Annotated in this window: 11 protein-coding genes and 2 tRNA genes; 10 read left to right on the forward strand and 3 right to left on the reverse strand. The window is 62.9% G+C overall.

The genetic code is table 11. The features are described from left to right. Nucleotides 1-36: 36 nt before the first annotated feature. From clpP to RUU78_RS10990, 7 genes are all read left to right on the forward strand, one after another. A complete protein-coding gene (gene clpP, locus RUU78_RS10960; RefSeq protein WP_313916498.1) occupies nucleotides 37-669 on the forward strand; it encodes an ATP-dependent Clp endopeptidase proteolytic subunit ClpP in 633 nt (210 codons plus the stop codon). Nucleotides 670-783: 114 nt separating this feature from the next. Continuing rightward, a complete protein-coding gene (gene clpX, locus RUU78_RS10965) occupies nucleotides 784-2,061 on the forward strand; it encodes an ATP-dependent Clp protease ATP-binding subunit ClpX (RefSeq protein ID WP_313916500.1) in 1,278 nt (425 codons plus the stop codon). A gap of 246 nt (nucleotides 2,062-2,307) precedes the next feature. Further along, the gene (gene lon / locus RUU78_RS10970) at nucleotides 2,308-4,836 is read left to right on the forward strand and encodes an endopeptidase La (protein ID WP_313916502.1); all 2,529 of its coding nucleotides are present in this window, start codon (nucleotides 2,308-2,310) and stop codon (nucleotides 4,834-4,836) included. A 330-nt stretch (nucleotides 4,837-5,166) separates the two neighbouring features. Continuing rightward, complete coding sequence (locus RUU78_RS10975; RefSeq protein ID WP_313916503.1) at nucleotides 5,167-5,439, forward strand: HU family DNA-binding protein; 273 nt, start codon at nucleotides 5,167-5,169, stop codon at nucleotides 5,437-5,439. A gap of 13 nt (nucleotides 5,440-5,452) precedes the next feature. After that, nucleotides 5,453-5,527 (forward strand) — tRNA-Val (locus tag RUU78_RS10980). A 7-nt stretch (nucleotides 5,528-5,534) separates the two neighbouring features. Further along, nucleotides 5,535-5,611 (forward strand) — tRNA-Asp (locus RUU78_RS10985). A gap of 141 nt (nucleotides 5,612-5,752) precedes the next feature. Continuing rightward, nucleotides 5,753-7,657 carry a SurA N-terminal domain-containing protein gene (locus RUU78_RS10990; RefSeq protein ID WP_313916505.1) on the forward strand — a complete coding sequence of 635 codons (1,905 nt, stop codon included), beginning with the start codon at nucleotides 5,753-5,755 and terminating at the stop codon, nucleotides 7,655-7,657. A 110-nt stretch (nucleotides 7,658-7,767) separates the two neighbouring features. On the opposite strand, the gene RUU78_RS10995 is transcribed toward RUU78_RS10990, so the two are convergent. The 3 genes from RUU78_RS10995 to gloB form a co-directional block, all read right to left on the reverse strand. Then, the gene (locus RUU78_RS10995; protein WP_313916507.1) at nucleotides 7,768-8,550 is read right to left on the reverse strand and encodes an SDR family oxidoreductase; all 783 of its coding nucleotides are present in this window, start codon (nucleotides 8,548-8,550) and stop codon (nucleotides 7,768-7,770) included. A 239-nt stretch (nucleotides 8,551-8,789) separates the two neighbouring features. Continuing rightward, complete coding sequence (locus tag RUU78_RS11000; RefSeq protein WP_313916509.1) at nucleotides 8,790-10,205, reverse strand: transglycosylase SLT domain-containing protein; 1,416 nt, start codon at nucleotides 10,203-10,205, stop codon at nucleotides 8,790-8,792. Further along, nucleotides 10,199-10,978 carry a hydroxyacylglutathione hydrolase gene (gene gloB / locus RUU78_RS11005; RefSeq protein WP_313916511.1) on the reverse strand — a complete coding sequence of 260 codons (780 nt, stop codon included), beginning with the start codon at nucleotides 10,976-10,978 and terminating at the stop codon, nucleotides 10,199-10,201. The genes RUU78_RS11000 and gloB overlap by 7 nt, the downstream gene beginning before the upstream one ends. Nucleotides 10,979-11,125: 147 nt before the next feature. On the opposite strand from gloB, the gene RUU78_RS11010 reads away from it, so the two are divergent. The 3 genes from RUU78_RS11010 to dnaQ are packed head-to-tail and all read left to right on the forward strand — an operon-like array spanning nucleotide 11,126 to nucleotide 12,983. Then, the gene (locus tag RUU78_RS11010) at nucleotides 11,126-11,815 is read left to right on the forward strand and encodes a methyltransferase domain-containing protein (RefSeq protein WP_313916513.1); all 690 of its coding nucleotides are present in this window, start codon (nucleotides 11,126-11,128) and stop codon (nucleotides 11,813-11,815) included. After that, complete coding sequence (gene rnhA, locus RUU78_RS11015; protein WP_313916515.1) at nucleotides 11,812-12,264, forward strand: ribonuclease HI; 453 nt, start codon at nucleotides 11,812-11,814, stop codon at nucleotides 12,262-12,264. Before RUU78_RS11010 ends, rnhA begins: the two co-directional genes overlap by 4 nt. Beyond that, nucleotides 12,264-12,983 carry a DNA polymerase III subunit epsilon gene (gene dnaQ / locus RUU78_RS11020; protein WP_313916516.1) on the forward strand — a complete coding sequence of 240 codons (720 nt, stop codon included), beginning with the start codon at nucleotides 12,264-12,266 and terminating at the stop codon, nucleotides 12,981-12,983. Before rnhA ends, dnaQ begins: the two co-directional genes overlap by 1 nt. The last annotated feature ends 59 nt before the right edge of the window (nucleotides 12,984-13,042 follow it).

Genomic DNA, 13,042 nt, shown 5'->3' on the forward strand with positions numbered 1-13,042 from the left:
ACCCCTGGCCCGGGTAGATCTGATTCGGAGTGATCCATGTCCAAGGGTTTTGAGCCGATCCGCAACCTCAACCTGGTGCCGATGGTGGTCGAGCAGACCTCGCGCGGCGAACGGGCTTATGACATTTACTCGCGCCTGCTCAAGGAGCGCGTGATTTTCCTGGTCGGCCCCATCGACGACTACATGGCGAACGTCGTGGTCGCGCAGCTGCTGTTCCTGGAGTCGGAGAATCCCGACAAGGACATCAACCTGTACATCAACAGCCCGGGCGGTTCGGTCACGGCAGGCATGGCGATCTACGACACCATGCAGTTCCTGAAGCCCGACGTCAGTACCATGGTCATCGGTCAGGCCGCGAGCATGGGCGCGCTGTTGCTGACGGCCGGCACCAAGGGCAAGCGTTATGCGCTGCCGAACTCACGAGTGATGATCCATCAGCCTCTCGGTGGATTCAGCGGCCAGGCGTCGGACATCGACATTCATGCGCGCGAAATCCTGACCATCCGTCAGCGCCTGAACGAGATCATGGCCAAGCACACCGGCCAGCCCATCGAGATCATCGCCAAGGACACCGATCGCGACAATTTCATGAGCGCGCCGGAAGCGCAGAAGTACGGGCTGATCGATGCCGTGCTCGAAAAGCGCCCGGCCGACAGCATCAAGTCCTGATCCGGCGAAAAGCCTTCCCAGCCAATAGTCCGGCTGCGCCCGCGCTTGCGCCATGGGCGCAGCGGGTTCTATTCTTCGTGACGAACACGTTATCCCGGGTTTTTGAGGCAGAGCATGACTGACGATCGGCAGGGCCGTTCGAGCGACAGCGGAAAGATTCTTTACTGTTCGTTCTGCGGCAAGAGTCAGCACGAGGTCCGCAAGCTGATTGCCGGTCCGTCGGTGTTCATTTGCGACGAGTGCGTCGAGCTTTGCAACGACATCATCCGCGAGGAACTTGAGGAGAAGGCTGCCAACGCGCGCAGCCACCTGCCCAAGCCGCGCGAGATCATGGACGTTCTCGATCAATACGTTATCGGCCAGACGCGCGCGAAGAAGACGCTCGCGGTGGCCGTGTACAACCATTACAAGCGGCTCGAAACGCGGCAGAAGAGCGAGGAGGTTGAGCTGGCCAAGTCGAACATCCTGCTCGTCGGCCCGACCGGTTCGGGCAAGACCCTGCTGGCCGAGACGCTTGCACGTCTGCTCAACGTACCGTTCACGATTGCCGATGCGACCACGTTGACCGAAGCCGGCTATGTCGGCGAGGACGTCGAGAACATCATCCAGAAGCTGTTGCAGAAATGCGACTACGACGTGGAGAAGGCGCAGACGGGCATCGTCTACATCGACGAGATCGACAAGATTTCGCGCAAGAGCGAGAACCCGTCGATCACGCGCGACGTTTCCGGCGAAGGCGTGCAGCAGGCGCTGCTGAAGCTGATCGAAGGCACCATCGCGTCGGTGCCGCCCCAGGGCGGGCGCAAGCACCCGCAGCAGGAATTTCTGCAGGTCGACACCAAGAACATCCTCTTCATCTGCGGCGGCGCATTTGCCGGCCTGGAGAAAATCATCCAGCAGCGCGGCGAATCGACCGGCATCGGCTTTTCGGCCGACGTGAAGAGCAAGAAGCAGTCCAATTCGGTCGGCAAGGTTCTGGCCGATGTCGAGCCTGAGGATCTGGTCAAGTTTGGCCTGATTCCCGAGTTTGTCGGACGTCTGCCGGTATTTGCTACGCTGGAAGAGCTCGACGAGCCGGCGCTCGTCAAGATCCTGACCGAGCCGAAGAACGCGATCGTCAAACAGTTCAAGAAGCTGTTCGAGATGGAAGGCGCCGAACTCGAGTTTCGCCCGGAAGCGTTGACCGCGGTTGCGCGAAAGGCGCTCAAACGCAAGACGGGCGCGCGCGGCCTGCGTACGATTCTCGAGCAGGTATTGCTCGATACGATGTACGAGTTGCCGTCGCTGGAGCACGTCAGCAAGGTTGTTGTCGATGAGGCCGTCATCAACGGTCAGGCCGAGCCCTACCTGATCTACCGCGGCAACCTGCAGTCGCGCGCCGTCGCCGAGTAATTTTCGTTCCATGCCGCCGGCCATCAGGCCGGTGGCGTCGTCCTGCCAGCCGGCTCATGCCGCGCCCGCTTGTACGACCCTCCCATTGCCGTGACTGAGCCCGCCGCGCTGAAGCTTGGCCGGCATTCAACTCGCATGCGTCCACTTGCATTCGTTCACGTCGTCCGCACTTGACGCTCCAACGGCCTGCGCTCAGGCTGGATCCATATCCGCTCGGCCTGATGGGTCGCCGCCAGGAAACGCTTCATGGAAAAGTCCGAAAAGTCTGTCGTCACCGAAACGAGCCTGCTGGAACTGCCCGTTCTTCCGCTGCGCGACGTGGTCGTCTATCCGCACATGGTCATTCCGCTGTTCGTCGGGCGCGAGAAATCGATTCGCGCGCTCGACGTGGCGATGGAAGGCGACAAGCAGATTCTGCTCGTCGCCCAGCGCAGCCCCGATGTTGACGATCCGCGCGAATCGGATCTGCATGCCATCGGCACGCTGGCTACATTGCTGCAGCTGCTGAAACTTCCCGATGGCACGATCAAGGTGCTCGTCGAAGGCGCCTCGCGCGCCGATATCGTCGGCTATCGCGAGCGTGACGGCGTCATGGTCGGCAAGATCAAGCCGCTGGACCCGGTCTACTCGCGTTCGGAGCGCGAGATCGAGGTCGTATCGCGCTCCCTGGTTTCCACATTTGAGCAGTTTGTAAAACTTAACCGAAAGGTGCCGCAGGAACTGCTCGCGACGCTGGCCGGCATCGATGACCCCAGCCGCCTTGCCGACACCATTGCCGCGCACCTGTCGATCCGCCTTGCCGACAAACAGCGCCTGCTGGAAATGGTCGACGTCGGTGAGCGCTTCGAGGCGCTCATGGGTTTCGTTGACGGCGAGATCGACGTGCAGCAGATCGAGAAGCGCATCCGCGGGCGGGTCAAGTCGCAGATGGAGAAAAGCCAGCGCGAGTACTACCTGAACGAGCAGATGAAGGCTATCCAGAAGGAGCTCGGCGATCTCGAGGAGACACCGAACGAACTGGACGAGCTTGCGCGCAAGATCAACGAAGCAGGGATGCCCAAGCCAGTCGAGGTCAAGGCAAAGGCTGAGCTGAACAAGCTCAAGCAGATGTCGCCGATGTCGGCCGAGGCTACTGTCGTGCGCAACTACATCGACTGGCTGGTCGGCGTGCCGTGGAAGAAGACGAGCAAGGTGCGCAAGGATCTCAAGGGCGCCCAGGACGTTCTCGACGAGGATCACTTCGGTCTTGAGAAGGTCAAGGAGCGTATTCTCGAGTACTTGGCCGTGCAGCAGCGCGTCAACAAGATGAAGGGACCGATCCTGTGCCTGGTCGGACCGCCCGGCGTGGGCAAGACCAGCCTGGGCCAATCCATTGCCAAGGCGACGAATCGCAAGTTCGTGCGCATGTCGCTCGGCGGCGTGCGCGACGAGGCCGAGATCCGCGGCCATCGCCGTACCTATATCGGGTCGATGCCGGGCCGCATCGTGCAGAACATGTCCAAGGCGGGCACGCGTAATCCGCTGTTCGTGCTCGACGAAATCGACAAGATGTCGATGGACTTCCGCGGCGACCCGTCTTCGGCGTTGCTCGAAGTACTCGATCCTGAGCAGAACAGCGCGTTCAACGACCATTATCTGGAGGTCGATTTCGATCTGTCCGAGGTCATGTGGATCGCGACAGCCAACTCGCTGAACATTCCCGCGCCGCTGCTGGATCGCATGGAGGTGATCCGCATACCCGGCTATACGGAAGAGGAAAAGATCAACATCGCGCGGCGTTATCTGCTGCCAAAACAGATCAAGGCGAACGGCCTCCTGTCCGACGAAATCAGCGTCGACGAGGAAGCGATCCGCGACGTCATCCGCTACTACACGCGCGAGTCCGGCGTGCGCAATCTCGAGCGCGAGATTTCCAAGATCTGCCGCAAGGTGGTCAAGGAACTGTCACTGATCGAAGGCGCGGCCAAGGAAAAGGACGAGGTCAGCGAAAAAGACAAGGAAGGGGCGAAGCCCAAAGGCAAAGGCAAGGTCAAGGTCAAGGCCGCGAAGATTGTCGCGGTGCGTGTCGACTCGGCCAACCTCGATCAGTATCTCGGCGTACAGAAATTCACTTTTGGCCGCGCCGAGCTGCAGAACGAAGTAGGCCTGGTGACGGGTCTCGCCTGGACCCAGGTTGGCGGCGATCTGCTCAGCATCGAGGGAACGATAATTCCGGGAAAGGGCAAGCTGATCCACACGGGCCAGCTCGGCGATGTGATGCAGGAGTCCATCCAGGCGGCACTCAGCGTGGTGCGCGGCCGCTCCGAGCGGCTTGGCATCGACCCGGAGTTCCACCAGAAATACGACATCCATATCCACGTGCCGGAAGGGGCTACGCCCAAGGACGGTCCCAGCGCCGGTATTGCGATGTGTACCGCGCTGGTATCGGCGCTGACCAAGGTTCCAGTGCGTTCCGAAGTGGCGATGACCGGCGAGATAACGCTACGCGGCCGAGTGCTGCCAATCGGTGGACTCAAGGAGAAGCTACTTGCGGCCCATCGCGGTGGAATCACCACTGTCATCATTCCCGAAGAGAACAAGAAGGATCTTGTCGATATTCCGAAGAACGTTACGGAAACGCTGGATATCCATGCGGTTCGTTGGATCGACGAGGTGCTGGACATCGCACTGGAGCGGCCGCTGACGCCGGTGCAAAGAACCGATCCCAGCGAAAAGAAGGCCAGTGAAACCAAGCGCGAGGAGCCGGGCGAACCACAACCGGTGCGTCCGCACTGACCTCAGCGACATGATCGTGAGCAATGAAAAAGGCGGCCTCGTGCCGCCTTTTTCGTCTGCGCGACAGCGCAGTCGACGGGCATGCCAGCCTCGCCGACGGAACGCTCGCGAGCATGCGAAAACCGCGCAAAATGGCGCCACGCCTTATGTTGCGTGCCTTCTGGGCCGCTGGTATAAAGGCCGGGACGTGGTCCGAGTGACTGCAAAGGTCCGGGCGATCACGGGGTCCGCGAAGCGCACTTTCCGAAAGTCACCCGGTGTTCCAGGGACAGAGTCGTTTCGCCACAGAATTAAGCGTAGCGGGTCGCAGTTTCCGAGAGGGATTGTTAAATGAACAAATCAGAATTCGTGGGCGCGGTTGCCGATTCCGCTGAGTTGACCAAGGTTGATGCAGCCAAGGCGGTCGATGCGATGGTTGAAGTGATCACCGCGGCACTCAAGAAGGGCGACACCGTCTCCCTCGTCGGCTTCGGCACCTTTGCGGTGCGCGGGCGCGCCGCACGTACCGGACGCAATCCGCGTACGAACGAAGAGATCAAGATCAAGGCGTCCAAGAACCCGGCCTTCAAGGCTGGCAAAGCCCTGAAGGATGCCCTAAACTAATCGGCTCCCGCGGGGGTGCTTAGCTCAGCGGTAGAGCGTCTCCCTTACACGGAGAGGGTCGGGGGTTCGAAACCCTCAGCACCCACCAACACCATGGAGTGGTAGTTCAGTCGGTTAGAATATCGGCCTGTCACGCCGAGGGTCGCGGGTTCGAGTCCCGTCCACTCCGCCATGTTTGAAAGGGCGCCGCACCAGGCGCCCTTTTTTCTATCCGACGCGCAGCCAGACCGTGCGGTCGGAAACGCGCCAGACCGGCGCAGGTGGCAGCGCACACACGCTGCTGCAGAACTCCCACAAAGTTCAGGCAAGCCTCATGTTGCAATCGCTGCGAGACAAGACTTCCGGACTGATAGCGAAAATCGTGCTCGGCGCGCTGGTTTTCGTGTTCGCCTTCTTCGGCATCGAGTCGTATTTCATGGGTCGCAACGAGACCTGGGTCGCGAAGGTCGACAAGACCGAGATTTCCGCCGACCAGTTCCGTGAGCGTTTCCAGAACTATCGGCAGAACGTGCTGCAACGCTCTGGTGGCCAGCTCGATCCGGCCTTGCTGGAACGTCCCGAGATCAAGCGCCAGGTGCTCGACGCGCTCATCGACGAGCAGCTTCTGCTCAATGCGAATGACAAGCTCGGCGTCGTGATTCCTGACGAGCGTGTCCGCGATGTGATTCGTTCCATCCCCCAGTTTCAAGTCGACGGCAAGTTCGACGAGAGCGCTTACCGCGCCGTGCTGGTCGGCATCAACAAGTCGCCGATGCAGTTCCAGGAAGAACGTCGCCAGGCACTTGCCGCCGACGAGCTGCGTACACTGATCGGTTCCATCGGCATCGTCACGCCGCGCGACATCGACGCGCATATTCGTCTGCGCGATCAGACCCGCGATCTGCGAACCTTGACCCTGGCCAAACCAGCCGACGCTCCCAAGATCGACGATGCGGAAGTGGAGAGCTTCTACAAGAGTCACGGTGCGGAATACATGACGGCCGAGCAGGTCGCGCTCGACTACATCGAGTTCGACGCGAAAGCGGTAAAGGTCGAAGAGACGCCGGACGAAACTGTACTGCGTGACCGTTACGAGAAGGAAAAAGCGCGCTATCTGACGCCAGAACAGCGCCTGGCTTCGCACATCCTCATCACCGCCAAGGGCGGCGATGCGGACGCGCAGAAGGTGGCGCTGGCCAAGGCTCAGGATATTGCCAAGAGCGTGCGCGAAGGCAAGGATTTTGCGGCGGCGGCCAAGGAGTCGTCGGAAGACCTGGGATCCAAGGCGCAGGGCGGCGACCTGGGCTGGCTGGAGCCGGGCGTCATCGATCCGGCTTTCGAGTCGTCGTTGTTTGCCCTGAAGAAAGGCGATGTTTCCGAGCCGGTGCTGTCGGCCGAGGGTTACCACATCATCCAGTTGCGCGACATTCGCGAGCGCAAGGAAAAGACTTTCGACGAGGTCAAGGCCGAACTGAGCAAGAGCTATCTGGATTCCGAGCGTGACCGCTTGTTCAGTGAGCTCGCCAGTAAGGTGGAAGACGCGAGGCTGACCGATCCGGGTTCACTTGCACCCGCGGCGAAAGCCGCTGGCGTGGACGTGCAGAAGACTCCGCTGTTCGCGCGCACCGGCGGTGCAGGCATAGCGACGAATCCTGCAGTGATCAAGGCGGCGTTCTCCGATACCGTACTGGTCGAGAGCAACAACTCCGACATGATCGATCTCGCGCCGGACCACAAACTCATCGTGCGCATTGCCGAACACAAACGCAGCGAGCAGCGGCCTCTCGATGAAGTGCGCGAAGAAATCCGTGCCCGCCTGAGTCGCGAGGCGCTGGCCAAGCAGGCGAGCGAACGCGCTGAGTCGCTGCTGGCGCGCCTGCGCAAGGGCGAGACGCTGGAGCAGCTCGCCGCCGAACTGAAGCTCAGCGTTGCCGACGCAAAGGGCACTGGCCGCAGCGCGTCGAATGTGGATTCGCGCATCGCGAGCGCGGCGTTCAAGTTGCCGCGTCCGGCGGAAGGCAAGTCCGATTACGGCAGCGTCGCGCTGCTTGACGATGCCTATGCGCTGTTCGCGCTGGACAAGGTCGTCGACGGTGATGTGACGAAGGTTGATGAAGCCGGACGTGAGTCGGTGCGCAACCAACTGCAGAGCCTCAACGCAATGACCGCGACCAGCCATTTCATCGCTTCGCTGCGCAAGTCGGCCAAGATCCAGATCGCCGAAGACCGCATGCAGTAGCCGCACCGCGTATCCGTCACGTCACAACAAAAAAAGCTGCCGGAAGGCAGCTTTTTTGTTCCTGGCCCGCGACATCAGCAGATCCGGAATCACGGCCAGCGCGGACTCTGCTAGATCCCGGTCATGCCGAGAATGTTGTAGCCCGAGTCCACATAGGTAATTTCGCCGGTGATGCCCGAGGCCAGGTCCGAGCTCAGGAACGCGGCTACATTGCCCACCTCGTCGATGGTCACGCTGCGTCGCAGCGGCGCATGTTCCTCGACATGGTCGAGCATCCTGCGGAAGTTGGAGATGCCGGCCGCTGCCAGCGTCTTGATCGGGCCGGCCGAGATCGCGTTGACGCGGATGCCGTCCGGACCCAGGTTGAACGCAAGGTAGCGTACGCAGGCCTCGAGACTGGCCTTGGCCAGACCCATGACGTTGTAGTTGGACAGGGCGCGCTCGGCGCCCAGATAACTCAGGGTCAGCACCGAACCGTTACGACCTTGCATCAGCGGGCGTGCGCCCTTGGACAGGGCGGCAAGGCTGTAGCTGGAAACATCGTGGGCGATGGCGAAGTTCTCGCGCGTCAGCCCGTCGAGGAAGCCGCCCTGCAGCGCTTCGCGCGGCGCGAAGCCGACCGAATGCACGAGGATATCGAAGCCGTCCCAGTGCTTGCCGAGCTCGGCGAACATGCCGTCGATTTCGGCGTCGGTGGAGACGTCGCAGGGCAGCACGATATTGCTGCCGAACGCATTCGCTGCTTCGTCGACGCGATCGCGCAAGCGTTCATTCTGGTAGGTGAAAGCCAGTTGCGCTCCTTCGCGATGCATCGCATTGGCGATGCCCCAGGCGATGGAGCGCTGGCTGGCGATGCCGACGATCAGCGCGCGCTTGCCATGCAGAAAACCCATGAAACCTCCGATAAATGGTGAAGCCGTCCGCGGTAAGACCTGGATGATCGAGGACTGTCGCTCGGTGCCCGGCGCTGTTGTTCACAAACACGCTGGATGCAGGCTGTGCAGAGATCGGACCTCCACGAACGAAGCCGTCCCGCATCGCCGAGGAACCTCCCTAACAACGCTGAAGTGTAGCGGTTTGTCCACGGCGGTGTTCGAACACGCGTTTGTCCTCGTCGTGGCGTGGCCACGCATCAGTCCACTGCCTGGATGAACAGTTTTTGCCCCGGCTTGAGCTGCGCCTTGTCGCTGAGCTTGTTCCAGCGGCGCAGATTATTGACGCTGACTCTGTGCGTCTTGGCCAGAGTCCACAAATTGTCGCCGCTCTTGACCGTAACCGTTGTCGACCGGCGCTGCTGCGCTTCGGGTGACAGCGGCAGCGGCAGCGGTTCTGCTGACGTACCGACGCTCTTGATCAGCGCCGACGGCAGAAAGACGGTTGCGCCCGCGGCGAATTGGCGTGCGGGGTCGACGCCATTGGCTGCCCCGACCAGATCGATGGGCACGGCCGCCGCACCGGCCAGCTCTTCTACGCCGCGCCGTTCGCGCAACTTGACCGCGTCCCAGGTGCTCCAGGCACTGGGTGCGAGCTGGGTATAGCGTTGCTGGAAGCGCGACAGCGATGGCTTGGGCAACAGCAGATGCATCGGCGCCGACGCGGAGATACGCGACTGGCGATGACCAGCGTTGTAACGGCGCAGTGTGTCTTCCGGCACATCGGCCAGGCGTGCCGCTACGCGTATGTCGAGGGGGGCGGTCAGCGTCACGCGCACCAGATGATCGTCGGCGGAAGGCTCCGGCAGCGTCACGCCGAAGCGCTTCGGGTCATTGATGACGCAGCCCAGCGCCAGTAGCTTGGCCAGATGATCGTGCGTGATCGGCGAAAGTTTCAGGCTGGCGATGTCCTCGCGGCTCAATGCCGAGCGGTTTTCCTGCAGCAGTTTCTTGACGCGGTATTCGCCGGCATTGAACGCCATGTCGACCAGGCGCCAGTCGCCGAATTCGTCCTGATAGCGCTTGAGCATGCCGACGGCCGCGTTGCTCGAGGCCCAGGCGTCGAGCCGTCCGTCATAGTGCGGCGAAACCTGCAGGCCTACGCTGCGTGCCGTTTCCGGCATGAATTGCCACATCCCCGCCGGCGTCCCGCTGCGGCCGGCGATCGGCTCATAGTGGCTTTCGAGGTACGGCAGCAGCGCGAACTCGCCCGGCAGGTCCTGACGTTCGAGTTCATCCAGCACCAGCATCAGAAACGGCAGCGCGCGTTTCAGCGAGGCCGCGAAACGGCCCGGGCCCTGCGTATAGGTGCGTGCCCAGCGCTGCACCGCCGGGCTGTATTCGCAGCCGGGCATCGCAAAGCGTGTGCGCAAGCGCACCCAGACCGAATTCGCATCGGCGATGTTCCTGGACTCGACCGTCGTCAGATCCGGTATCGGCGCAAGCGGCACGTCGATCGACTCCGGCGGCGCCACACGCAGGTCGAGCGGTGGCAGCGTAGTTACCGTCGGAATCGCCGTGTCGTGCCCGAGAGGCTGTTTCGGCGCGGTTGCGCAGGCGGCGAGCAGCACGGCAGGCAACAGCGCAAGAAATCGCTTCGACAGATGCTTCACCATGTGGCGGGTACCCGAAACTGATCCTTGCCCCGGCGCAGCGCCGCGAAGCGCTCCACGCGCGCGCTGGCGGGGATGCCATGGCGTTCGCCCCAGGCAATCACGCTGGGTTCGTCCGTGCGCAGGAAAGGATTTGTGGCGCGCTCCTGCGCGATCGTGCTCGGTACGCTGGGACGGCCCTGGGCGCGTAGTGTGCGTACCTCGTCGACGCGCGCGCGCAACTGGGGATTGCCGGGTTCCACCGTAGCTGCATACGCACAGTTCGACCAGGTGTATTCATGCGCGCAGCACACGGCCGTTTCGGGTGGCAGCGCGGCCAGCGCGTCGAGCGAGGCGAGCATCTGCGCCGGCGTACCCTCGAACAGGCGTCCGCAGCCGGCACTGAACAAGGTGTCGCCGCAGAACAGCAGGCCGCTGCCGTAGTAGCCGATGTGGCTGCGTGTATGGCCGGGCAAGTCGAGTACGTGCAGACGAAGGCTAGGGGCGGCGAGATCGACAGCGTCGCCGCCGCCGACGCGCCGTGTCGCCAACGGAATGCGTTCGTCGGCCGGCGCCAACACCTCGACGTCGAACTGCGCGCACAGCGCTGCCACGCCGCCGATGTGATCGTTGTGGTGATGGGTCAGCAGGATCGCCTGCAGCCGAAGGTTCAGCCGCTGCAGCGCCGTGACGACGGGGGCCGCGTCACCAGGGTCGATGACGACCGCATGGATCCCGTCGTGGACCAGCCACAGGTAGTTGTCGTCGAAGGCGGGAATGGGCTCGATGCGCAGCACGGCATTTTGGCGGACAGATCGGGACGCGGGACTATAGCCGCGGCTCCGGCGCTGCTCGTTAAGGCCGTTTAACGCCGCGCGTGTTGCGATGCGGGACAAGGCGGGTCGACTTGGCGCAGAATCCGCGTTCCCTGACGCTCGCCACCTATGCTTCTGCAGCCACAGCCGCCATTTCCAACCGCCGCGCTGCGTGACGTGTTTGCGCAGGAGCGTGCCGCGCTTGCCCCTGAATGCGCCGGCGTGTTCGGACGCCAGGGGCTGTTTGTCGGCTGCGATGCGGAACTCGTAGCTCATATGGCGGCCCCGATGCTTGGACGGCGCCTGGGGTTGCGCGTGCTGGCGCCTGACCGGCTGACCGGCGACGCTGTGTGCGCACCGGCCGAACTGCCGTTTCCCGACGACAGTTTCCGCCTGGTCGTTGTACAGCATGCGTTCGAGCGCGTTGCCGACGCTGCGGGAATGCGCGCAGAGATCGTGCGTGTGCTCGAGTCCGGCGGTACCGCGATGATCGTGGGCTTTGCGCGGTTCGGCGCCTGGCGCCCGTGGCTGGCCTGGCACGGCCGCGACCAGCCGCCCTGGCACTACGCCTCCGCAGCCACCTGGCGCCGCGCTCTGGCGCGCGGCGGCGTCGATGTCTACGCCCAGCGTCGCATCGGACCGTCGCGTATTGCCGTAGGCGGTGGAAGTGTTCTGCTGCCAGCGGCGTTTCGTTCGAGCTGGCTGCTGCTTGCACGCAAGCGCAACACCCACGCGCTGCTGCGCACGCATCCGGCCGCGCTGCAGCCGCGCGGTGTGCGCGCCAATCTGGCCTCCGGCACGCAGCGCGCCTCGGCATGAGTGAGCCGATGATCGTCGATGTCTTCACCGACGGCGCCTGCCTAGGTAACCCGGGGCCGGGCGGTTGGGCCGCGCTGTTGCGTTATGGAAAAATAGAAAAAGTAATATCCGGCAGCGAAGCGGAGACCACCAACAATCGCATGGAACTCATGGGCGCGATCGGTGCGCTCGAAGCGCTGACGCGCTCCTGCGGCGTGCGCATCACCACCGATTCGCAATACGTCAAGCAGGGCATGGAGCAGTGGCTGGCGCGCTGGCAGGCCAACGGCTGGCGTACCTCGGACAAAAAGCCGGTCAAGAACCAGGACCTGTGGCAGCGCCTCGCACAGGCCGTCGCGCGGCATCAGGTGCAGTGGTTCTGGACCCGCGGTCACTCGGGTCATGCGGACAACGAACGCGTGGATCGTGCGGCGCGCCTCGCCGCCGAACGCCAGAGCCAGGACGCCTGATGCGCCAGATCGTGCTAGATACCGAAACCACTGGCCTCGACGCCGCGCGCGGACACCGGCTGATCGAACTGGGCTGCGTGGAACTGCTTGCGCGACGCACCAGCGGGAGCCGCTTCCACCGCTATCTGAATCCCGAGCGCGACATCGATGCGGGCGCCCAGGCCGTGCACGGCATCAGCATCGAGTTCCTCGCTGACAAACCGCGCTTCGCCGACGTCGCTGATGAGTTTCTGGCGTATATCAAGGGAGCCGAGCTCGTCATCCACAACGCGGCCTTCGATGTCGGCTTCATTGATGCGGAGCTGGCTCGTCTGGGACCACAGTACGGCCGCATCCGCGATCACGCGACGGTGCTCGATACGCTGGCGCTGGCGCGAGAGACTTACCCAGGCCAGCGCAACAGCCTCGACGCGCTGTGCAAGCGCCTGGATATCGACAACAGCCATCGCGAACTGCACGGCGCGTTGCTCGACGCCGAAATCCTGGCTGACGTCTATCTGGCCCTGACCGCAGGGCAGGGCGCGCTCGACTTCGCCGTGGAGACCGAGTCACCCCAGGCCAAGGCCTCCGCCTTCCATGCGGCTGGCGATCGTCCGGCCGTGCGCGTGCGCCTGGCTGATTTGGAAGAACTCGCCGCGCACGAAGCGCGGCTTTCCGCCATCGACAAGGCCAGCAAGGGGGGCTGCGTGTGGCGCCGCGTCGAGCCCGCCGCCGCCTGAGGTGCCGCGCGACGCTGCCTGACGCGGAATGTCAGGATTCGCCGTCGTTTTTCGTTCTA

It is taken from the genome of Tahibacter sp., from assembly GCF_032229445.1.
GTDB lineage: Bacteria > Pseudomonadota > Gammaproteobacteria > Xanthomonadales > Rhodanobacteraceae > Tahibacter.